Here is a 21193-nt window from a genome sequence, read left to right on the forward strand (position 1 = left end):
CATCATGCTTCATCATCCTTCTTCAGGCGGAGATAGGCGAACCAGTATGCCGCGCCGACCAGCACGCCGCCAACGATATTGCCGAGCGTCACCGGGATAAGGTTGCGGACGAGGCCTTCCAGGCTCGCATCGGGATATTCCGCGGGGGTAAGGCCCGTTGTTTCCCAGAAATCCGAACCCGAAAGGTCGCGCACACCCCAGCCCAGCGGGATCAGCGACATGTTCGCCACCGAGTGCTCGGTGTTCAGCGCAACGAAGGCCGCGATGGGCGGAATGATGACGAGGATCTTGTCCGTCGCGCTGCGCGCGCCCCAGGCCATCCACACACCGAGGCAGACCAGCGAATTGGCGAGGATGCCGCTGACGAAAGCCTTTCCAAATGGGAGTTCACCCTTCGCCTGCGCGGTCTTCATCGCTGCCGCCCCAAAGGCGCCGTCGCCGGACATGGCAAGCCCCGCGCCCAGCGCCAGCGCCACGGCGAGGAGCGAGCCGATGAGGTTTGTCACATAGGCCAGCACCCAGGCCCGAGCGACATCTCCCAGGCTCGCGCGGTCCTCCGCCCAGGCCACCACCAGCAGCGTGTTGCCAGTGAAAAGCTCGGCGCCGCTCACCACCACGAGGATCAGGCCCAGGGTGAAGACCAGCCCGGCCAGGAGCCGCGACACGCCATAGGGCATCGCTTCCTCCCCGCCCGACAGCGCCACGGTCGCAAGCAGGCCGCCAAAGCCGATATAGAGCCCAGCGAGGATCCCAAGCGTCGCGAGCACCCGGAAGTCCAGATGCGCCTTTTTTGCCGTCTTCTTCGTGGCGGTCTCGGCGATCTTCTCGGGCGGGCGGACCTCCGTCTCGGGGGCCTCGGCCATCTCAGCCTCCCTTTAGGAGGTCGCGCGCCTTTTCCAGCCGCCCGGGACGGAACCCCGCCACCGGAAGCGCACCGGACCAGGTGAGCGCCAGCGCCGAGTTCACCCGGCGCAGATCCTCCTCGACCGCCTCCCCGGCACGGCGACGGCGCACTAGCTCGTCTCGCAAGCTGGACAGCGCCAGCAATGCATCGCGCGCCTTGTCCATCGTGCAGGGGCGCGGTTCGTCTGCGAGGTGGTCCAGTGCAGCACGGGCCTCGGCTGCGTTCATCGCCGCACCTCACGCGCGAAGCCGAGGGAGTCGAGCGGGCGCTTCGCGCTCTCGTCACCTGCGCGCAGCACCGCCTGGCGCAGCAGCGCGCTGCCGATCAGGATTGCGGCGGAGGCCAGGGCTGGACGGCCCAGGGCGCGCAGCACGAGAGGCGCGGCGATGCCCAGCGCCTGGGCGCCCGCCTTGTGCAGCAGCGCGGGCGGACCCTTCTTGAGCGGCGCCGAGACGCCGGCGCGGCGCTGCGCGTCGGAGAGCATCATCGAAGCCGCCGTCTCGGCCCCCAGCGCGGCGGCCGAAAGCCGCTCCAGGCGCCGCGCGCTTTCGACCTTGCCGGCGCTCCGCTGGAGCAGCGCCATCGCCGCCGCGCCGCCCGCCATGGAGGAGGCGGCGAACTGCGCAGCCAGCGGCGCCCGGGCTGCGGCCCAGAGGGGGTTCGAGGTCGTGGAAAGCAGTGTCGCCGTATAGCTCGCCGCCCCTGCCCCGGCGAGGCTCGCCGGAATCTGCGCGAGGTCGGCGGCGCGACGCCAGCCCATGCGTTCCGCGCCCCAGGCCGCGAAGCTGGCCGCGCCGAAGGCGGTCAGCACCCAGGAGCCCCAGGACATCGGCGATTGCGGGCGCACGATGCGCAGCATGTTGTACCAGCGCTTTGGCGTCTTCAGGTGCCCAATGAGAATGGCCGGGGCGATGATGGACCCGGCAAAGGCAAGCGCACGGGCGCGCGAGGCCAAGCCGTCCCGATCCTCTGGATCCTCGGTGCGCGAGATGCCAGCGAGCAGCTGCGCCGCGCCCGCCACGCCCTGGACGGCGATGTAGGTCGCGACCTTCCAGTCGAACTCCGCGGGCTTGAGCGTCGGGCGGCCATGATAGGTCTCACCCTGCCAGGGCTCGGGCAGCGGGACCGGAGCCATCGCGTTCATCGCCGGCTCCCAAGGCCGAAGACCAGCGCAGCGGCTGCCAGACCTGCCAGAGTTCCCAGTCCGGCAAGCAGGGAGGGCTGCGCGCGCGGCGCCGGACGCACCGGCTCGGAAGGCAGGCCATGCACCTCCGGACGTTCGGTCAGCAGGAAGAAGGCATTGAGCTTCTTGATGCCGTGCGTCGCGCCAGGAGTGCCGGGCGCGCCGTAGAGATAGGCGCGGTCCTGGCCCATCTCGTGCAGGTGCTCCACCCGCTGATGCGCGCGAGGGATCAGGTCCTCCAGTGCGCCGAACTGGATCGAATCCGTGGGGCATGCCTTGGCGCAGGCAGGCTCCATCCCGCCCTTCATCCGGTCGTGGCAGAGGGTGCATTTATGCGCCTTGCCGTCGGCCTTGGAGACCTCCACCACGCCGAATGGGCAGGCCGGGACGCAATAGGCGCAGCCATTGCAGATGTCCTGCTGCACTACGACCGTGTCGAACTCGGTGCGGAACAGGGCACCGGTCGGACAGGCTTCCAGGCAGGGCGCCGGGTCGCAATGCTTGCAGACGTCGCTGAACATGATCCAGTTGGACTGGAAGGGCTTCATCTCGCCTGGGCGATCGTCCAGCCGCTCTACGAAGCCGACATGGCGCCAGGTCTCGGCGCCCAGCGCGCCGGTGTTGTCGTAGGAATGGCCGGACAGGCGCATGTCGCCATCGGCCGGCAGGCCGTTCCACTCCTTGCAGGCCACCTCGCAGGCCTTGCAGCCGATGCAGAGCGTCGTGTCGGTGAAGAAGCCATAGGAACGGCCAGGCTCGATCCGCGCGCCGGCGGTGCGCTCGGCCTCCTGCGCGCCCCGGTTGATCAGCCCGCCATCCATGTCACGTCGCCTCCCTGCGCGGCCTTTGCACGCGACTCAGCCTTCCTGGCCGCAACGCGCAGGCAAGCGACTTGTTCTCGTGCATCCCCGTATTCGCGTCGCCGACCACGGCGGTCAGCACGTTGGCGACGTCGCCCGTGGCGAAGCCGGACCAGCCGAAGTGCCAGGGCAGCGCCAATTGATGGCACTCGCGGCCGTCTGGCAGGCGGAAGGGCCGCAGGCGGGACGTCACCATTGCCCTGGTCTCGATCTCGCCGCGCTCGGTCGAGAGCACGACCCAGTCGCCCATGCGGATGCCGATTCTGCCTGCCAGCTCCACCGGGATCTCGCAGAACATCTCGGGCTGGAGTTCGGCGGTGGTGGTGACGATGCGCGTCGGAGTGCCGCCCGAATGGTGCTCGGTGAGGCGGAAGGTTGTCAGCATGTGCGGGTAGCGCGGGTCCGCTGGCGGGGCAAGGCGATTATCGTGCTGGTCCCAGCGCTTGGCCGCCGGGCTGGACGACATTCCGGGATGCAGTGGGTTGGTGGCCGGCGTCTCGACTGACTCGTAATGCTCCGGCAGCGGGCCGTCCTTCATGCCGGAGGGGGAAAACAGCGCGGCGCGACCATCTGCGATCATGATGAAGGGGTCGGAGCCGCTATGGGCTTCCATCCCCTTGGGCTTCTTCGACCAGTCGGGCTCGAAGTCAGGGCGCTTATCCTTGGGGAAATCGGGCACGTCGGGCCCGGACCACTCGCTCTTCTCCTCGTCCCAGGTGATCAGCTTCTTGCGTTCCGACCAGGGGCGGCCGTCAGGGTCGGCGCTGGCCCGATTGTTCAGCGTGCGGCGGTTGGCCGGCCAGGCGAAGCCCCAGCCGAGATGCGTGCCCGGCCCCTCGGGTCCGTCCGCCTTGCGGCTGCGGGCGAGGTTCTTCCCCGGTTCCGGAAAGACCCCGAGGTAGATCCACGTCCCACAGGCGGTGGAGCCGTCCTCCTTTAGGTCCTTGAAGTCGGATAGGAGCTTTCCGTCGGCGCAGCGATAGCCGTTGATCTCGCAAAGAACCGCTTCGGCGTCCGGCTCGTCCTCCTCGTCGCGTGGGTAGTTCCAGCGCAGGTTGAGGATCGCCTTGTCCTCGGGCCTCGTGCTGCCCGCATAGAGCTTGCGGATGCGCCGCCCCAGCTCGTCCACGAACCAGAGCTCCGAGGTGGAATCGCCCGGCGCGTCCACCACCTTGTCGTGCCACTGCACAAGACGGTGCGTGTTGGTGAAGCTGCCTGCCTTCTCGCCAGACAGGGCACCGGGCATGAGGAACACCTCGGTCCCGATCTCCTCTGGCCGCATTTCGCCGTCGCGGATCAGGTGGCCATCGCGCCAGAAGGTCGCCGTGTCGGTCTCGGCGATGTCACGCACCACCAGCCAGTCCAGCTTGGCGAGGCCGCGCTGCACGAGCTTGGAGTTGGAGCCGCCCACCGCCGGGTTCTGCCCCATGACGAAGAGCCCGCGGATCACGCCATTGTCCATCGCGAGACTGATGGGGAGCATGCTGTGGTCGCCGACAATGCGCGCGAGCCAGTCATAGCCCCAGCCATTCGCCTCGGAGGCTTCGCCGCCATAGTAGGCGCGCAACAGCGAGACGGCGTATTTCGGGAACTCGGCCCACCATCCCGTCGGTGCGGTCTCGACCTTCAGGTACTCTTCCAGCGTCCCATGCGGGCGCAGCGCATGCGGCTGTGGCAGGTAGCCAGGCAGCATGTCGTAGAGCGTCGCGATGTCGGTCGAGCCCTGGATGGAAGTGTGGCCACGCAGGGCGAGCATTCCCGCGCCCGGTCGACCCACATTTCCCAGCAGCCCCATCAGGATCGCGCCGGCGCGGATGATCTGTGCACCGACCGTATGGTGGTTCCAGCCGACGGCGTAGCAGATGGCACCCGTACGCTCGCGGCCCGAATTGCGCGCCATCGCCTCGCACACCTTGATGAACAGGTCGCGCGGACAGCCGGTGATGCGCTCCACCATCTCCGGCGTGTAGCGGGCGAAATGCCGTCGCATGATCTGGTAGACGCAGTTCGGGTGCTGCAGCGTCTCGTCACGCGGAGGAGGACCGTCGCGCATGTGCGACACACGCTCTGCGAAGTCTCCGCCCGTCTCCATCCACGCCTCGGCGAGCGGGGACGGCACGGTGAGGCCCTTGTACTGCCAGGTTTCCGTGCTGTAGCGCGTCTCCTCCTTGTTCCATCCGGAGAAAGTGCCGTCGCCCTCCGGGCCCGCGAACCCGTCCTCGATGATGGTGGCGATGTTGGTGTAGGGGATCGCCCACTCGCGGAACCAGAGGTCGTTCTCCAGCAGGTAGTGGATGATGCCGCCCAGGAAGGCGATGTCCGTCCCCGCACGGATCGGCGCGTAGATGTCGCACATGGCCGAAGTACGGGTGAAGCGCGGGTCCACATGGATCAGCGTCGCACCGCGGAGCTTGGCCTGCATCGCGAAGCGGAAGGCGATCGGATGATTCTCGGCCATGTTGGAGCCCATCACGAGCACCACGTCGGAGCGCGCGAGGTCCCACTGGGGCATCGTCGCCGCGCCCCGGCCGAAGGTGGTGCCCAGACTGGGCACCGAATTGTTGTGTCAGACCCTGGCCTGGTTCTCGACGAAGACCATCCCGAGGCCGCCGGTGAAGAGCTTCTTGATCAGATAGTTCTCTTCATTGTCTAGCGTGGCCCCGCCAAGCGAACCGATGGCCATGGTGTGATTGAGGCGTGTCCCGTCCGGGGCATCGCCTACGAAGCTTTCGTCTCGGGTCTGCTTGGTGAGGTGCGCGATGCGGTCCATCGCCCAGTCGAGCGACACCTCGCGCCATTCTGTCGCATGGGGCGCACGATGCAGCACACGGTCCAGGCGCATAGGGCTGGTCATCAGCCCCATCGTCGCCGCGCCCTTGGGGCAGAGCGTGCCTTGGTTGATCGGGCTGGCGGGGTCGCCCTCCACCGCGATGGGCCGGCGGTCCTTGGCGTAGATCAGTTGGGCGCAGCCGACGGCGCAGTAGGGGCAGATGGAGGTTCCGACGGAATCCGCCTTCTCCGTTCGCGGACGGCCGCTTCGCGCCATGGCCGCTTCTGCAGCCTCGCGCCGGTGGTCCTGCCCGGCCATCTGCCGGGGAACGGACCACTCGCGCAGGAACTCGGCAGCGCGGTCGGGGATGGTGCGGCGGGGCATGGCGTGCCTCCTCAAAGGCGCTCGACGCGATGGGCCTTGCCGGACACGAGGCCCGGCGCCGGTTCCCATTCAACGCCAACGCGGCGATGCAGCAGCGGTGGCAGGTCCTGCGGCTCAATCGGGGCGGAGGGCGACAGGGCCAGCGTCAGGCCGCGCCCATCATCGCGCAGCAGCCTGAAGCGGCCCTCCTGGACGAGCAGCACGGTCCCTGTCGAATAGTTCATCGCGCGGGCAACGGGCGGCGGCGACGCCGGGTTGCAGACGGATGCGAGGAGCGCCCTCGATCGCGTGCCCAATGATGCGCGCTTCGATCCCGGCATCGCGAAGGGCGTCCGCGCAACGCTCGGCTGCCTCCGCGGGGAGGCCGGCGACGAGCCCGCCCGAGGTCTGCGGGTCCAGCATCAGCGCGAGGCGTTCCGGCGGAGCCTCACCATCCACCTGAGCGAGCGCGGCCTGGTTTGCCGAGTGCAACGTGCTGCGGATGCCTGCAACCAGCGCCTCAAGTGCCCCGGGCAGGGCTGGGGACGCCTGGGGATCCAAGACGGCGCCGCAGCCCGATGCCGTCAGCATTTCCCCCAGATGGCCCAGCAGGCCAAAGCCGGTCACATCCGCAGCCGCCCTGGCGCCATGAGCGCGCAGGATGCGGGCAGCCGGCATCGGGTCCGCCTGCATCTGCGCCCAGCACGCGGCGAGGTCGGCGCCACGCGCCTGCCCCATCATCGCGGCGGCCATGACCACCCCCGTGCCGAGGCGCCGCGTTAGCAGGAGCACGTCACCCGGCCGCAGCGCGCCACGCCGCAGCGTCGTGCCTTCCGGCGCATCGCCTGTCACGCTGAAACCGATCATGGCTTGCGCAGCCTCGGCACTGTGGCCGCCCAGCAATGGCACGCCGGCCGGTCCGAGCACGGACTGCGCGCCATGCAGCAACTGGAACAGATCACCTTCCTGCACCGTGGGGGCGGCGTCTGGCAGCGCCACCAGGGCCAGGGCTGCGCGCGGCTCCGCGCCCATGGCGGCAAGGTCGCCCAAAGCATGAGCGGCGGCGATGCGCCCGGCCACCCAGGGGTCCTCCACCGGGGGGCGGAACAGATCCACGCTCTGCACCGCCTCGCCGCGCAGGGGCGGAAGGGTGGCTGCATCCTCGGCGGGGCCGGCCGGCGCGCCGCCTAGGCGCGACAGCGCGGCGCGCAGCACGGAGGGTGCCAGCTTGGCGCCGCAGCCTTCGCAACGCATCGCCATCGGCGCGGGGGTGGCCTCCATCGGTGTGGGGGGAAGCTGGCGGAAGGAGTTCAGCCAGGCGCGGTCGATCCGGTCCTTCCAGCGCAGCGCCCAGCGCCCGCGCAGCGCGAAGCCGCCCCAGATCGCGATCGCCTCGTCACCCGCCTGCAACAGGGCAAGGCTGCGGCGCTGTGGCCGAAAGGGCCGCGTCGCGTGTCCCTCCACCAAAGCGCGGATATTCTCGGCAAGCGGCGTGCCCTGCCGGACGGAGTAGACACCGTTGCGAGGGCGCTGCTCCCCCTCGACCGAGGCGATATCCCCGGCGAGAAAGATCCGCTCCTCCCCCACGGCACGAAGATCGAGCGCCACCAGGAACCACCCCTCGCCGTCACGGCGCAGGCCGGAGGCGGCCAGCCATGCAGGCGGCGCGGCGCCTGCCGCCCAGAGGCACAGGTCGAAGGGCACCGACGCGCCGTCCTCCAGCACCAGCCGCGCCGGCTCGACGCGCGAAGCCCGCGTGTCGAGGTGGCGCACGCAGGCCCGGCGCAACGACGCCTCGACGAGGCGCAATCCTAGCGGCCTTCCCGGCGAAACCAGGGTGATCGAAGCCCCGTCGCCCAGGCGCGACCGCGCCGCCAGCGCAGCCTCCACCCCCGCGGCGCCACCGCCGGCCACGACGACACTCCGCCCTGGCCGCAGCGCCGCCTCCCAACCTTTGAGAAAGCGACCGAGGGGCTTCAGCGGAAGCGCGTTGGCCTCGGCGCCCGGCACGGTGGCCATTGCGGCGCCGGGACATAGCGACAGCACGTCCCATCGCAATGGTGGGCGCTCTCGCAGCACCACCTCGCGCGCCGCCCGGTCCAACCCGGTGGCCTCCGCCAGGATGAGCCGCGCACCGGCGCTGCGCGCGAGCCGCGCGAGGTCCAGCATCGCCTCCTCGCGCCGCCAGCGCCCTGCCATTACCGCAGGCACCGCACCCGAATAGGGTTGCTCCGCTTCCGGCACGATCAGGGACAGTCGGGCAAAGGGCGGCAGCGGCCGCATGGCGAAGCGGCGCAGCGCCACGAGATGTGCCGCGCCAGCTCCCACCAGAACGACATCGTACCGGATCATTTCCTGCGCAGCCCTCCCGCGCCTTCCGCGTTGCCACAACGCCAAGGTGCAGCGAAAGGCCGAAGCGTGCCGCCTCTTCCTATCCCGTATTGCGGCGCGCCGCCCGTGCCGGGGGCCGTGTCGTGGAACGCCGATGCGGCAATTTCGGTGGCCATCCTGGGCCTTGTCGCGCTGGGGTGGCGCCGTTCGCCGAACCGCGTGGCGCTCCTTTTGGGCTCGGGGCTCGTCGCTCTCGCCCTGCTGTCACCGCTCTGCTCGCTCGCCGTGGCGCTGTTCTCGGCGCGGGTCGCGCAGCACATGGCGCTTGTGCTGACCGCGGCGCCGCTGCTGGCGGTCGGGCTTCGGGCCCGCGCGCCTTCGGCGCCGGTGGCCGCCTCCGTCTTCGCGGCGGTGCTGTGGCTGTGGCACCTCCCCGCGCCCTATGGCTGGACCTTCACCTCCGATCTGGCGTGGTGGGCGTCGCACCTCTCGCTGCTGGTGGCGGCGGTGTGGCTCTGGCAGGCGCTGCTGCAGGCGCGGCCAGAGTCGGCGCTGGCCGCGGGCATCGTGACCGCCGCGCAAATGGGCGTGCTTGGCGCCTTCCTCACCTTCGCACCCCGCCCCCTCTATTGGCCGCATGCCATCACCACTCGGCCCTGGGGGTTCTCGGCGCTGGAGGACCAGCAGCTGGGCGGACTCCTGATGTGGGTGCCCGGCGGCGTGCTCTTCGCTGCGCTGGCTCTCGCCGCCGTGGCACGGGCGCTGCGCGAGGCGCGGCCGGCGGGATGAAGCGCCTCCTGCCGCTTCTCCTGCTCGCTGGCTGTTCCGGCCCGCAAACCCCGCTTGACGCGTGGGGGCCGCAGGCGGATCGCATCGCCACGCTCACCTGGCTGCTCTTCAGCGGCGGTGGGGTGATCCTGACGATCGTGGTGGTGGCCATCACCCTCGCGCTCTGGGCGCCGTCCTCTTGGCGGAAGCGCATGGGCAATATCCGCTTCGTGATCGGCATGGGCATCATCTTCCCAGTTGTGACGCTGACCGCCCTGCTCGCCCACTCCCTCGGCGTTTCGCGCGCCCTCGTCACCTCTGGCGGGGAAGAGCCGATGCGCATCGAGATCGTCGGCCGGCAGTATTGGTGGGAGATGCGCTACCTCGACACCGGCGCCGTCACCGCCAACGAGTTGCGCCTGCCGCGGGGGCGGGAGGTAGAGTTGATCCTGACCTCGGCCGACGTCATCCACTCGGTCTGGATCCCCAATCTGCACGGCAAGCTGGATATGATCCCCGGCAAGGCCAACGTGCTTCGCCTGCGCGCCGACCGCGTGGGCGAGCTGCGCGGACAATGCACCGAGTTCTGCGGCGAGCAGCATACGCTGATGGCCTTCCCCGTCGTCGTGCACGAGCCGCCTGAGTTCGAGGCATGGCTCGAGCGGCAAATCGCCCCCATCCCTGCCCCCGCCACACCGGAACTGGAAGCCGGGATGCGCGTCTTCGGTGCGGCCGGATGCGGCGCCTGTCATGCGGTGCGGGGGACCGAATGGCGGGCGCGCATCGCGCCCGACCTGTCGCGCCTTGGCTCGCGTCTCACCCTTGCCGGCGGGGCGCTGCCCAATAACCTCGGCAACCTTGCGGGATGGATTGCCGCCCCGCAGGACATCAAGCCGGGGAACCACATGCCCGCCTTTGCGCGCTCGCTCTCGGGCGAGGAGATCCTCGCCCTTTCCACCTGGCTGGACTCGCTGCGGTGACGACGCCGAACCCCCTGCCCCGACCGCCAGAGGAGCTCGAACGTCTCAAGGCCGCGTGGGAGCGGCCGCGCGGCTGGCGCGCCTTCACCGACATCAACAACAACATCATCGGCCCGCTCTTCATCGCGACGGCGCTGCTCTTTCTCACCCTCGCCGGGCTGCTGGGCGTCATCATTCGGCTGCAGCTCGCCTGGCCGGGCCTCGAGATCGTCAGCGCAGCCGCGTACAATCAGATCTTCACCATGCACGGCACGGTGATGATGTTCCTTTTCGCCGTGCCGGCGGTCGAGGCGGTCGGCATCACGCTGCTTCCGTCCATGCTCGGCTCGCGGGAGATGCCAACGCCGCGCCTTGGCGCCTATGCCTATTGGATCTACCTGATCGGCGGCTTGTCCTTCTACGCCTCGCTCTTCTTCGACGCGGCACCCGATGGCGGCTGGTTCATGTATCCGCCGCTGACGAGCAAGGAGAACTCGCCCGGCATCAACACCGACATGTACCTGCTGGGCATCGGCTTCATCGAGATTTCCGCCATCGCGGGCGCGATCGAGTTGATCGTCGGCATCCTCCGCTGCCGCACGCCGGGCATGACGCTTGGCCGGATGCCGATCTTCGCCTGGGCGATGCTGGTTTTCGCCGGGATGGTCATCATTGCTTTCCCGGCGGTCATCATCGCTTCGACGCTGCTGGAGCTGGAGCGCGCCTTCGACTGGCCCTTCTTCCTGCCTGAGCGTGGCGGCGACCCGCTCCTGTGGCAACACCTGTTCTGGTTCTTCGGCCATCCGGAAGTCTACGTCATCTTCCTGCCCGCCGCCGGAATGGTGTCCATGATCGTGCCGGCGATGGCGCGCACGCCGCTGCTGGCGCATTCGCTGGTGTTGCTGGCGCTGGTGGCGACCGCCTTCCTGTCCTTCGGCCTGTGGGTCCACCACATGTACACGGTCGGCATCCCGGCGATGAGCCTCGCCTTCTTCGCCGCCGCCGGCTTCGCCGTCTCCATCCCGTCGGGGCTCCAGGTCTTTGCCTGGATCGGAACGCTCGCCTCTGGAGAGAAGGCGCGGCTGAACGCGGCGGGGCTCTTCGTGCTGGGGTTCCTGTTCATCTTCACGCTGGGCGGGCTGACAGGCGTCATGGTTTCGGTCACGCCCTTCGACTGGCAGGCGCACGACACCTACTTCATCGTGGCACACCTGCATTACGTGCTGATCGGCGGCATGGTGTTCCCGCTTCTCGCGGCGCTCTACCACTGGGCGCCTTCGGTCGGGACGCCGCTTTCGGAACGCCTGGGTAAGTGGGCCTTCTGGCTGCTCTTCCTCGGCACCAACCTCACCTTCTTCCCCATGCACATCTCGGGATTCCTGGGGATGCCGCGGCGCATCTACACCTACCCTGCGGGGCTGGGGCTGGAGATCTGGAACCTGCTTTCCACCCTTGGCGCGCTCACCGTGCTCGTGGGAGGCATCATCCTGATCTACGACATCGCCCGGAACTTCCGGCTCAGCCAGAGCGGCAACGAGAATCTGTGGGATGCCGGAACGCTCGAGTGGATGGAGAACGGCAATTACGGTCCACGCAGCCAGCCTCATGTCGCTTCGCGCTATCCGCTCTGGCAGCAGCCGGGCCTGCAGGAAGAGGCCGAGGCCGGTGGGCATTTCCTGCCGATGAGTCTCACCGGCCAGCGGGAAACATTGGTCGTCACCGCGTCCTCCGCCGTCCCGCAGTATGTCGCCGTGCTGCCGGGCCCAGGCTACGCCCATATCGTCGCGGCGGTCGGCACAGCGGGGATGTTCCTGTGCCTCGCGGTGGAGGCGCTGGTGCCGGCGGCAGGCTTCGCAGCCATCGGGCTTGGCGGCTTCCTGCACTGGCTTTGGACCAGCACGGATCTTGGCCCGCTGGAACCACGCGAGGGAGATATCGGCGGCGGTATCGTCCTGCCCACCTATGCGACCGGACCGGTCACGGTTTCCTGGTGGGCCGTATCGACCCTGCTGGTGGTCGCCGGCTCGGCCTGGGCCTGCCTGGCCGGGAGCTACCTGTTCCTGTGGCTGGTGAATGGCGACGCGCGCTGGGCCGAGCGGGGGCCGGAGCTCGGCTGGGGCGTCGCGGCGCTGCTGTCCTATGCCGCCGCGGCCGCTGCGATCCTCTGGGCCCGTCGCAAGCTGACCGTGGGTGGTCGCCTGCCCTCCCTGCTGGTCATCCCTGCGATCGTGCTGCTCGCTGCCGGCGTGACGGGCGAGGCGCTGGCGCTCTGGGAGGCGGGGTTGCGCCCGCGTGAGCACGTCCATTCCTCCACCTCATTCTCCCTTGTCGCGTTCCAGGGGGTGCATGTCGCGGTCTCGGCCCTGATGCTTGGCTACACGGTGGCGCGTGCCTGGGCCGGCATGCTGAACGGCGAACGGCGCCTCGTCTTCGACAATTCGATGCTGTTCTCCCTCTACACCTGCGCCCAGGGGGCGGCGGGGGTCGTGCTGCTGCACGGCTTCCCGAGGCTGCTGTGATCGGCGGCGCAGCCAAGGCGCTGCGCCCGGCACTGCCCCTTTTGCTGTGGGGGGCGCATTTCGGCGTGATCTATGCCACCCACGCTTTCGCCTGCGAACGGAGCTTCGACGAAGCCCGCGTGATGGGCGTGCCGTTCGTCCAGGCCCTGGTCGGAGGGGCGACGGTGCTGGCGCTTCTCGGTCTCGCCCTGCTGGCCTGGGCACCCCTGGCCCGGATGGGCTTGCCGGAGGCCGATGGCGGGGAGGAGGAGCCGCGCTTCCGCCTCTGGTTCCTCTTCGCGGCCTGCTGCGCCTCGGCCCTCGCCATCCTGTTCCAGGCCACGCCCGCCTTCGTCCTGCCGGCCTGCTGAGGCGCCCCCTGGAAATCCGGCGCCCCAGGCCATAGACGGAGCCGCATGAACGCCCCCGCCACCCCCGTCGCCGCCGAGGCCGCCCGGCGCCGCACCTTCGCGATCATCGCCCACCCCGACGCCGGCAAGACCACCCTTACCGAAAAGCTCCTGCTGAAGGGCGGCGCCATCCAGTTGGCCGGGCAGGTCCGTGCCAAGGGCGAGGGCCGCCGCACCCGCTCCGACTGGATGAAGATCGAGCAGGAGCGCGGCATCTCTGTCGCGACCTCGGTCATGACCTTCGAGCGGGACGGGCTGGTCTTCAACCTCCTCGACACGCCGGGCCACGAGGACTTCTCCGAGGATACCTACCGCACCCTCTCCGCCGTGGACGCGGCCGTGATGGTGCTGGACGCTGCCAAGGGTATCGAGAGCCAGACCCGCAAGCTCTTCGAAGTGTGCCGGCTGCGCGACATTCCCATCGTGACCTTCATCAACAAGATGGATCGCGAGGGACGCGATCCGCTCGACCTGCTAGACGAGATCGAGAAGACCCTCGCCCTCGACGTCACCCCGGCCGCCTGGCCAATTGGCGCCGGACGCGACTTCCGCGGCGTAATGGATTTGCGCGAACCCTCCCTGCGCCTGCTGCGCGAGGGCGGTGACATCCACCTGCCGATTGCCGGCTTGGACGACCCGGCGTTGGAACGGGAAGTTCCGCAGCACGCCGCCACGCTTCGCGAGCAGGTGGAACTCGTGCAGGGCGGCTTTCCGGAATTCGACGCGGAGGCCTTCCTGCATGGCACGCTGACGCCGGTCTTCTTCGGCTCCGCGCTGCGCGACTTCGGGGTGGGGCATCTGCTGGACGGGCTGGCCGGGATGGCGCCCCCTCCCGGCCGCCGCGCCGCCGACGCCCGAACGGTGGAGCCCGGCGAGCCGAAGCTCACCGGCTTCGTTTTCAAGGTCCAGGCCAACATGGACCCGCAGCACCGCGACCGCGTTGCCTTCCTCCGGATCTGCTCCGGCCGACTGGAGAAGGGCATGCGCCTCGCCCAGGTGCGCACCGGCAAGCAGGTGCCGGTCAATGCGCCGCTCTTCTTCTTTGCGAAGGACCGGCAGGTGGCGGAGGAAGCGTGGCCCGGCGACGTGGTGGGCATCGCCAACCACGGCACGCTGCGGATCGGCGACACGCTGACCGAGGGCGAGCCCATCAACTTCCGTGGTGTCCCCTCCTTCGCACCCGAGCATCTGCGCCGGCCGAGGCTGGAGGACCCCATGCTGGCCAAGAAGCTCAAGAAGGCGCTGGAGGAACTGGCCGACGAGGGCGTGGTGCAGCTTTTCCGCCCGCTGGACGGCTCCCCGCCGATCGTCGGCGTGGTCGGGCTGCTGCAGGTGGACGTGCTCGGCAGCCGAGTGAAAGCCGAGTACGGCGTGCCCGTCGGCTTCGAGAACGTGCAGTGGGAGATGCTGCGCTGGGTGACCGGCGAGGACCGCGCCGCGATCGAGCGTTTCACACGCGTCCATCGGGCCGATTGCGCCGAGGACCATGACGGCGAACTCGTGGCGCTCTTCACCTCTGACTGGCGCCGCCGCCGCGCCGAGGACGAATGGCCCATGCTGCGCTTCCACGCCGTGCGTGAGCAGCACGCGCTGGAAGGCAATTGAGGATGGCGCGGCCGCGCCTCCTCGTCCTGTCGCTGGGTGGGACGATCACCATGATGCCGGGCGCCGGCCCGGGCCTGAACCCGACCCTGGGTGCGGCGGAACTCGTCGCCGCTGTGCCGGGGCTAGGCGAGGTGGCGGAGATCATCGCCGAGTCCCCGGCGCGGGTGGCGAGCCCTTCTCTGGAGCCTTCCACCCTGCTCGCCGTGGCGCGGCGCATCGCAGCGGAGGATTGCGACGGTGCTGTCGTCATCCAGGGCACGGACACGATCGAGGAAAGCGCCTTCCTGCTGGACCTGCTGGTCCCTGGTGACCGACCGGTGGTCGTGACCGGCGCGATGCGTGGCGCGGCGGCGCCGGGCGCCGATGGTCCCGCGAATCTGTTGGCCGCGGCTGTCGTCGCGGCTTCGCCCGAGGCGCGCGGCCTCGGCACGCTTGCCGTGCTAAACGACCAGATCCACGCGGCGCGCTTCGTCCGCAAGGGTCACAGCGCCCTGCCTTCCGCGTTCGAATCCCCCCTTTCGGGGCCACTGGGCTTCGTCGCGGAAGGACAAGCACGAATCCTTTCCCGGGTGTCTCGCCATCCGACAGTGACCATTCCGGACGGCGAATGGCCGCAGGTCGCGATCCTCGGCTGGGGCATGGGCGAGGAGGGGCGGCTTCTCCCTGCACTGCAAGACCTGGGCTACCGGGGCGCGGTGGTGGACGGGATGGGGGCCGGGCACGTCCCGGCCCCAGCCGCCGCGAAGCTCGGAACACTGGCCAGCGAGATGCCCGTGGCGCTCTGCTCGCGCTGCTTCGCGGGTCCGGTCTTCACCGGCACCTATGGCTATGCGGGAGCGGAGATGGATCTCCTGGCGCGCGGCCTGATCTCTGCGGGGACGCTCCCAGCCGCGAAGGCCCGGCTTTTGCTGGCCCTCGCCCTCGCGTCAGGATTGGACCCGGCCGCCTGCTTCGCCGAATACGGCTGACCCCCGCGGCCGGCCCGGCCGTCAGGGAACGGGGGCGAGCAACGCCGCCAGCGCGGCAAGAAGCTGCGGCGCGGTGTAGGGCTTCGACAGGACGGGCCTTGCGCGGTGCTGGTCGGGGATGTCGCCGGGATGCAGTCCGGTTGCCAGCACGAAGGGAATGCCGTGCGCGGCGAGCAGGTCCGCGACGTTGTAGCCGCTCTCCCCGTTCCGCAGACGCACGTCCACGAGCGCGGCCTCCGGCGCCTCATCCTCGATCGCGCTGCGTGCCGCCGAAACCGTCGCGGCGGGACCGAGCGGGATCGCCCCCGCATCGCCCAGCGTCATCTCTGCAAACATCGCGATGAGGGGTTCGTCCTCCACCAGGAGGATGCGCCGGCCGCTCAGTGGCTGTTCAGTCATAAGGCCCTCCCCCTCTGGCGAGTCATGCAGCGTCCCGATAGCGACCGGAGCCCGCGGATGCAATCATGCGCGCATCGTCCCTCATGCATAAGCTTCCGCTGGCGGTAAAGTTGCGTTTCTTCTAAACCCCTCGGACAGCGCAGCGTTCGCCTTCCAACACGGGAGAATGACGGGATGTCGATGCCTCAATTGTCCGTCGCTGTCTTCGCCTACAACGAGGAAAACGGCATCGGTGCTTGCCTCGATGCGATTGGTGCCTGCGCGCAGGAAGCGCAGGTGACGGTTCATGTGCTCATCAACGGCTGCACCGATGGCACCGAGGCCTCGGTGCGCGCATACAAGCCAAGCGGATTCGAGGTGGTTCCGGTGGTGATCCGGCGGGGCGACAAGTCCAACGCCTGGAATCATTACGTGCACGAGGTCGCGCCCCTGGAATCGGCGACGCATGTCTTCACAGACGGCGATTGCCGCATGGTGCCGGGCACGCTGCGCGGCTTCCTGTCCTCCTTCGGTCGTCACCCGGAAGCGATGGGCTGCGCGGCGCTGCCAGTTTCCGGGCGATCCCAGACCGAGTTCCGCGCGAAGCTGGCGCGCGGCCGCGAAATGGCCGGCAATCTCTATGCGCTGCGCAGCGAGGCGGTGCGCCGCTTCCGCGAGATAGGGGTACGCCTGCCCTTCGGCATGTTCGGCGAAGACGGCCTCGTCACCATGCTGGTGAAGCATGACCTGGATCCGCGCTCCCCGCGGCGTGAGGAGCGCATTGCGGTGAGCGAAGAGGGCGGCTTCGCCTTCGAGCCGCTTTCGCCCCTCTCACTGCGCGACCTCAAGACTTACCGTAACCGGAAGATGCGCTACGCGGTGCGGCGACAGCAGGCCAACATGCTTTATCCGCTGTTGTTCGAGCATGGCGTTTCCGCCATGCCGGAGCACGTGGTGGATCTCTACCGCGCCCGTCACGCGGCGATGGAGATGGGCTGGAATGGGCTTAGCACCTATTTCGACTGGAAGGCGCGGCGCCGGATCGAGCGTGACCTACGCGCAGATGACAGCGTGAAGCAGGCGGAGCGCGCCCACCTCTACAGCTGAGGCTGGCGTCACGCTGCCAGCGCGGCGCGTGACATCAGCAGGCGCTCGATCAACGCCTCGTGCGCGCTGAACATCCGCTCCTGATCCAGGTCGCGCTCCGCGACCACGCGGTTGGCTTGGCCCAGTTGGCGGCGAAGCGCCGCATCGCAAAGCAAGGGGCGCAGCGCTGCGGCCAGCGCCGCGTCGTCGCAAGGGGCGAGGAAACGCTCCTGCTCCGGCGGTAGCATCCGGCGCACGTCACCCACTGCAGTGGACGCCACCGGCAGGCCGGAGGCCATGGCCTCCATCACGGAGAAGGGCATTTGCTCCGTGTCCGAAGAGAGGGCGAAGACATCCATCTCACGGTAGGCAGCGGCCGGGTCGGGCATGTGGCCGGCGAAACGCGTCCGTTCCGTCAGGCCAAACTCCGCAGCCAAGGCTTCGAGCCCTTTGCGCTCCTCACCCTCGCCCACGATGAGCAGGTGGAAACCGAGTCCCTCCCGCGCCAGCTGGGCGCTGGCGCGCAGCAGGCGGCCGATATTCTTCTCCGCACGGAGCGCGGCGACCGTGCCGATCACGGGGACGCCGTCACTCCCTGCCCCATCTGGTGCGAAACGCGCGAGGTCCAGCCCATTCGGGATCAGGTGCGTCCGCGATTCCGGCAGCCGCCACAGGCGGCGCGACGCTTCAAGCAGAGTGGCCGAGGGCAGCACCGTTTCCGCCCTGCGCAGCACGAGACGCCGGGTCCAGACGCGCCGCGCCTTCTGGCCGTGCGCCTCATCCGGGCCAAAGCCGTCTTCCATGTGGATATGCGGAATGCCCCCCGGAACTGCGTTCGCCATCGCCCATTCGATGCTGCCCCAGTTCGAGGTGAGCAGCAGGTCGGGACGCACGGAGCGGAGCAAGGCACGGATGCGCTGGAGGCGTTGTGGCAGCGAACCCTCGGCAGTGAAGGGAACCCGCTCCCAGGACACGTCCGGCGCCAGGCGCTCGGCGCACTCCATACGGCCGTTCAGCGAGACGATGACGTGGCGCCAGCGCGGTCCCATGCGATTGGCCAGCATGGCGAAGCGCACCTGCGCCCCACCCACCGCAAAGCCGGGAAAGACGTGAAGCAGCAGTGGCGCCTTCACAGGAGAAGCCCCTCGGCTAGGGCCGCGACCCGGCGCGCATTGCCTTCCCAGGTGAGATCGCGGGCAATCACCTCGCGTCGTGCCGCGCGGCCCAGGGAGTCGCGCAAGGCCGGATCGGCCGCGAGGCGTGCGAGCGCCTTCCAAAGCCCCTCCGGATCGGAAGGATCGAAGAGCAGCGCGTTGCGCCCGTGCTCCAGCACCTCCCGGATATTGGGCTGGTCGGGTGCGACGATGGCGCGGCCTGCGGCCATGTATTCGAAGACCTTCAGCGGCGAGCAGTAGGGCACGGCCGCAGGTTGCAGTGCCACGTCGAAGCCGGCCACCAGCGATGGAACCTCGTGGCGCTGCGCCAGGCCGGTGAAGCGCACACGCTCCGCGATGCCCAGTTCGCGCGCCAGCGCCTCCAGCCCGGGCCGCGCCGGCCCCTCGCCCACCACCGTCAGGGCCAGCGGCACCTCGCCGCGCCAATCCGCGATGCCACGTACAACCTTGTCCAGCCCGTGCCAGTCGCGCACGAAGCCGACGAAGCCAAGGACCACCTCCTGTCCCGGCACACGCGGCACGGGCTCCGGGAACTCCTCCAGGTGGATGCCGTTCGGGATGACGTGGATGCGGTCGCGCGGCACGCCCGCTGCCTCCACGTGCTCCGCCAGCACGCCCGTGACCGGCAGAACGGCGTCGGCCGCGCGCCAGGCGCTGTTCTCGCTCCAGCGCGCCAATCCATTGAGGGCGAGGTTGCCGAACCGCGCGCGCTCCTCGGCAAGGGGGGCATTCACCTCCAGCAGGAACGGCAGGCGAAGGCGACGTGCCAGCCAAGCGCCAGCAAGGAAATGGAGGTTATAGCGCTCGTAGATGACGTCGGGCCGGAACTCCCGCGCAGCGGCCAGAAGGCGCGCATGGGCAGGCAGGCTGTAGCCGAGCTCCGCCACCTCTGCGACGGCTGCGGGCAGGGCGCGGCGCAGGCCGGAGATCCAGCTGCTTTCGCCGCCCAGCTCCGCCCGGTCATAGGCGGCCGGGCCGACGACGCGCACCTCATGCCCTTCCTGCCGCAGCGCCTGCACCAGCGCGTCCAGATGCACCCCCTGCCCGTCCCGAGACTGGATGCGGTGGCTGTAGAGGATGCGAAGCTTGCGCGGCGCCGCATCCGCCGACGACGCGGCCTCCAGCGCCGCACTCATGCGAAGGACCGGCGGAGCCGGGACGCCGTGGCACGCGCCAGGGCCAGCAGACCCGCCGGATGGCGCGCGGAGGCGAGCACCGCACCTTCACGCTGGCGCCGCGTTCCGACCCACAATTGCTTGTAGGCGTCGTCGCCCCGCCCGAAATCTACCTCCCGCACCCCATCCTCCGTCAGCAGATGCTCCATCATCCGCGCCGTCAGCACCGTGCCGGGCGAGTGCTCGCGCGCCGCCTCGGCATGATGGAGCTTGGGCAAGGTGGCGCGCCGCCGCCCGCCCGGCGCGTCCAGGAGCCAGTATTGTGCCGCAATGGGCCATCCATCCGCACTGCGCCGCAAAATGCCGAGGCGCAAGGCGCCAAGAGGCGCCGCAGCGCGCATCAGCGCCGCATCAAGCCCGGGCGCCGGTTCGGCCGGCTTCCAGGAAACGGCGCGCACCGCCTCAAAGGCCGCGATCCCAGCCTCAAGCGAAGGTCCTGGCCGATCCACGAACTCAAAGACAACGCGTGATGTCGACTTGCGGCGAATCGTTGTGCGCAAGTTCCCGGGGCGCGTCTCAAGCCACGCATCCCAGGTGATGCCGGGTGGGAGGACGTCATGCCAATTGCCGAAGTGGCGGTAGGGCAGCACGAGGAGCCCCCCTTCCCGCGCCCCTTGCAGCAATGACGCCGTGCCCGGCTCCTTCGGGTCCAGGGCATCCAGGCGCAGCGGCGCCGACCAGCGGCGGGCGCCGGCGAGGTCGAGACCAGCCTCCCGTGCCGCACCGGGGCCAAGCGGGCGCCAGTCGAGCGTGTAGGGCGTGGAGAGCGATGACAATCCGCCCGCTCCGCGCATCAGCGGCAGCAAAATGCCAGCCGCCTCATCCACGGCCAGGACGAGCTTCGTGCCAAGCGGGCGCGCATGGGCTAGCAGCGTGTCGAACCACAGCCGCGAGGCGAAGATATCCTCCTCGTCGAGAAAGGCATCGCACCAGCAGGGCAGGAAGGGCGATTCCACCTCGACGACGCGCAGCTTTCGCGTGCTGGACGGGGCGGGCGCAGGTAATGGCGCGGCCAGGACGCTGCTCACGATGCGCCTCCGTCACGGACAGCATAGACGGCACGCCCGAGCATCTCGCGCAGGGCATACCAGGAATCCAGAAGGTGGTCCGGGCGCGGAACCCAGTCCCCGGCTGTTGTGCCGTCGGCTGGAAGTTGCCGCCGCACCGGGGCGGGGTGCGTCTGCATTCCGGCGCGCACGAAGGAATCGCGTGCGCGCGGCATGTGCCAGCCATGGGTGACAAGAAGCACGGTATCCAAACCCTCCCGCTTCAGCAACGCTGCGCTGGCCCTTGCGTTGCTCGCCGTGTCTCCGGCTTCGTGCTCCTCCCAACGAACCGGGATCCCAAAGTCGCGGCCCAGACTCCGCGCCATCAGCGTGGCGATGGGAGGGGTGTTGGGCGAAACGACTCCCCCGGTGACCAGAACCGGCAATTCCGTCGCCCTGTGCAGCCCCGCGCCGGCCCGCAGCCTTTCCAGCGTCAGCGTACCCACCTCGGGCCCCTCCACCCCACGCGCAGCCTCGGCGCCCAGCACCACGATGGCGCCGGGCGGCGTCTCCGGCACGGGTCTCTTGTCGCGCGACGCGACGACCAGCAGCCAAGTGGAGGTGAAGGGCATCGCGAGGATCAGCACCGCCCCTGCGCAGGCGGCGGCAGCGATGCGAGCACCCCGGCGGCCCCACAAGGCAAGCAGGGCAGCCAAGAGCACAAACCCCAGCGGCGGCAGGACCAGCGCGGTAAGCGCGGCCTGGAGCGACACG

19 protein-coding genes are annotated in these 21193 nt (G+C 69.3%); 7 read left to right on the forward strand and 12 right to left on the reverse strand.

Features of this window, described 5'->3' with window-relative positions:
- Positions 1–2: 2 nt before the first annotated feature.
- The 7 genes from JTJ31_RS02385 to selD all read right to left on the reverse strand — a co-directional run bounded on the left by JTJ31_RS02385 (position 3) and on the right by selD (position 8432).
- On the reverse strand, positions 3–863 hold the full coding sequence (locus tag JTJ31_RS02385; protein WP_207536982.1) for a formate/nitrite transporter family protein: 861 nt from the start codon (positions 861–863) through the stop codon (positions 3–5).
- Position 864: 1 nt separating this feature from the next.
- Entirely contained in the window at positions 865–1131 is a 267-nt protein-coding gene (locus JTJ31_RS02390; protein ID WP_207536983.1) for a hypothetical protein, read from the reverse strand.
- Complete coding sequence (nrfD, locus tag JTJ31_RS02395; RefSeq protein WP_207536984.1) at positions 1128–2048, reverse strand: NrfD/PsrC family molybdoenzyme membrane anchor subunit; 921 nt, start codon at positions 2046–2048, stop codon at positions 1128–1130. Before nrfD ends, JTJ31_RS02390 begins: the two co-directional genes overlap by 4 nt.
- Positions 2045–2908: a 4Fe-4S dicluster domain-containing protein gene (locus tag JTJ31_RS02400; protein WP_207536985.1), complete on the reverse strand. Its 864-nt coding sequence runs from the start codon at positions 2906–2908 to the stop codon at positions 2045–2047. The genes nrfD and JTJ31_RS02400 overlap by 4 nt, the downstream gene beginning before the upstream one ends.
- 1 nt (position 2909) lies before the next feature.
- Positions 2910–6035 carry a molybdopterin-dependent oxidoreductase gene (locus JTJ31_RS02405; protein WP_408015378.1) on the reverse strand — a complete coding sequence of 1042 codons (3126 nt, stop codon included), beginning with the start codon at positions 6033–6035 and terminating at the stop codon, positions 2910–2912.
- 77 nt (positions 6036–6112) lie between these two features.
- A complete protein-coding gene (locus JTJ31_RS02415; RefSeq protein WP_207536988.1) occupies positions 6113–6304 on the reverse strand; it encodes a hypothetical protein in 192 nt (63 codons plus the stop codon).
- Complete coding sequence (selD, locus tag JTJ31_RS02420; RefSeq protein ID WP_207536989.1) at positions 6261–8432, reverse strand: selenide, water dikinase SelD; 2172 nt, start codon at positions 8430–8432, stop codon at positions 6261–6263. The genes JTJ31_RS02415 and selD overlap by 44 nt, the downstream gene beginning before the upstream one ends.
- Positions 8433–8498: 66 nt before the next feature.
- Between selD and JTJ31_RS02425 the strand changes: the two genes are divergently transcribed.
- Genes JTJ31_RS02425 through JTJ31_RS02450 form a run of 6 tightly spaced genes read left to right on the forward strand, consistent with a single transcriptional unit; the run spans position 8499 to position 15619 of the window.
- Positions 8499–9200: a cytochrome c oxidase assembly protein gene (locus tag JTJ31_RS02425; protein ID WP_207536990.1), complete on the forward strand. Its 702-nt coding sequence runs from the start codon at positions 8499–8501 to the stop codon at positions 9198–9200.
- Positions 9197–10159: a cytochrome c oxidase subunit II gene (locus JTJ31_RS02430; RefSeq protein WP_207536991.1), complete on the forward strand. Its 963-nt coding sequence runs from the start codon at positions 9197–9199 to the stop codon at positions 10157–10159. The genes JTJ31_RS02425 and JTJ31_RS02430 overlap by 4 nt, the downstream gene beginning before the upstream one ends.
- On the forward strand, positions 10156–12657 hold the full coding sequence (locus JTJ31_RS02435) for a cbb3-type cytochrome c oxidase subunit I (RefSeq protein ID WP_328805648.1): 2502 nt from the start codon (positions 10156–10158) through the stop codon (positions 12655–12657). The genes JTJ31_RS02430 and JTJ31_RS02435 overlap by 4 nt, the downstream gene beginning before the upstream one ends.
- The gene (locus tag JTJ31_RS02440) at positions 12654–13007 is read left to right on the forward strand and encodes a hypothetical protein (RefSeq protein ID WP_207536993.1); all 354 of its coding nucleotides are present in this window, start codon (positions 12654–12656) and stop codon (positions 13005–13007) included. Before JTJ31_RS02435 ends, JTJ31_RS02440 begins: the two co-directional genes overlap by 4 nt.
- 45 nt (positions 13008–13052) lie before the next feature.
- Positions 13053–14651 (forward strand): peptide chain release factor 3, encoded by a 1599-nt coding sequence (locus JTJ31_RS02445; protein WP_207536994.1) that lies wholly within the window; start codon positions 13053–13055, stop codon positions 14649–14651.
- A 2-nt stretch (positions 14652–14653) separates the two neighbouring features.
- On the forward strand, positions 14654–15619 hold the full coding sequence (locus JTJ31_RS02450; RefSeq protein WP_207536995.1) for an asparaginase: 966 nt from the start codon (positions 14654–14656) through the stop codon (positions 15617–15619).
- Positions 15620–15640: 21 nt separating this feature from the next.
- Here the strand turns inward: JTJ31_RS02450 and JTJ31_RS02455 are convergent, their stop codons facing one another.
- Entirely contained in the window at positions 15641–16018 is a 378-nt protein-coding gene (locus tag JTJ31_RS02455) for a response regulator (protein ID WP_207536996.1), read from the reverse strand.
- Positions 16019–16192: 174 nt separating this feature from the next.
- Between JTJ31_RS02455 and JTJ31_RS02460 the strand changes: the two genes are divergently transcribed.
- The gene (locus JTJ31_RS02460; RefSeq protein ID WP_207536997.1) at positions 16193–17104 is read left to right on the forward strand and encodes a glycosyltransferase family 2 protein; all 912 of its coding nucleotides are present in this window, start codon (positions 16193–16195) and stop codon (positions 17102–17104) included.
- 8 nt (positions 17105–17112) lie between these two features.
- Here JTJ31_RS02460 and JTJ31_RS02465 read toward each other — a convergent pair whose 3' ends face one another.
- From JTJ31_RS02465 to JTJ31_RS02480, 4 genes are read right to left on the reverse strand one after another with little or no spacing between them, the layout of a single operon-like run.
- Positions 17113–18216, reverse strand: coding sequence for a glycosyltransferase (locus tag JTJ31_RS02465; protein WP_207536998.1), 1104 nt, complete (start codon positions 18214–18216; stop codon positions 17113–17115).
- Positions 18213–19394 (reverse strand): glycosyltransferase family 4 protein, encoded by a 1182-nt coding sequence (locus tag JTJ31_RS02470; RefSeq protein WP_207536999.1) that lies wholly within the window; start codon positions 19392–19394, stop codon positions 18213–18215. Before JTJ31_RS02470 ends, JTJ31_RS02465 begins: the two co-directional genes overlap by 4 nt.
- On the reverse strand, positions 19391–20461 hold the full coding sequence (locus JTJ31_RS02475; RefSeq protein ID WP_207537000.1) for a GNAT family N-acetyltransferase: 1071 nt from the start codon (positions 20459–20461) through the stop codon (positions 19391–19393). The genes JTJ31_RS02470 and JTJ31_RS02475 overlap by 4 nt, the downstream gene beginning before the upstream one ends.
- On the reverse strand, positions 20458–21192 hold the full coding sequence (locus JTJ31_RS02480) for a YdcF family protein (protein WP_207537001.1): 735 nt from the start codon (positions 21190–21192) through the stop codon (positions 20458–20460). Before JTJ31_RS02480 ends, JTJ31_RS02475 begins: the two co-directional genes overlap by 4 nt.
- Between the last annotated feature and the right edge of the window lies 1 nt (position 21193).

The sequence above is a fragment of the Sabulicella rubraurantiaca genome, from assembly GCF_017355885.1.
GTDB lineage: Bacteria > Pseudomonadota > Alphaproteobacteria > Acetobacterales > Acetobacteraceae > Roseococcus > Roseococcus rubraurantiacus.

Excerpts from the sequence above, each read along its gene's own strand:
- JTJ31_RS02450 (WP_207536995.1), top strand. The coding sequence starts at position 14,654 with ATGGCGCGGCCGCGCCTCCTCGTCCTGTCGCTGGGTGGGACGATCACC.
- JTJ31_RS02470 (WP_207536999.1), bottom strand. The coding sequence starts at position 19,394 with ATGAGTGCGGCGCTGGAGGCCGCGTCGTCGGCGGATGCGGCGCCGCGC.
- JTJ31_RS02400 (WP_207536985.1), bottom strand. The coding sequence starts at position 2,908 with ATGGATGGCGGGCTGATCAACCGGGGCGCGCAGGAGGCCGAGCGCACC.
- selD (WP_207536989.1), bottom strand. The coding sequence starts at position 8,432 with ATGATCCGGTACGATGTCGTTCTGGTGGGAGCTGGCGCGGCACATCTC.
- nrfD (WP_207536984.1), bottom strand. The coding sequence starts at position 2,048 with ATGAACGCGATGGCTCCGGTCCCGCTGCCCGAGCCCTGGCAGGGTGAG.
- JTJ31_RS02445 (WP_207536994.1), top strand. The coding sequence starts at position 13,053 with ATGAACGCCCCCGCCACCCCCGTCGCCGCCGAGGCCGCCCGGCGCCGC.
- JTJ31_RS02390 (WP_207536983.1), bottom strand. The coding sequence starts at position 1,131 with ATGAACGCAGCCGAGGCCCGTGCTGCACTGGACCACCTCGCAGACGAA.
- JTJ31_RS02460 (WP_207536997.1), top strand. The coding sequence starts at position 16,193 with ATGTCGATGCCTCAATTGTCCGTCGCTGTCTTCGCCTACAACGAGGAA.
- JTJ31_RS02455 (WP_207536996.1), bottom strand. The coding sequence starts at position 16,018 with ATGACTGAACAGCCACTGAGCGGCCGGCGCATCCTCCTGGTGGAGGAC.
- JTJ31_RS02385 (WP_207536982.1), bottom strand. The coding sequence starts at position 863 with ATGGCCGAGGCCCCCGAGACGGAGGTCCGCCCGCCCGAGAAGATCGCC.
- JTJ31_RS02430 (WP_207536991.1), top strand. The coding sequence starts at position 9,197 with ATGAAGCGCCTCCTGCCGCTTCTCCTGCTCGCTGGCTGTTCCGGCCCG.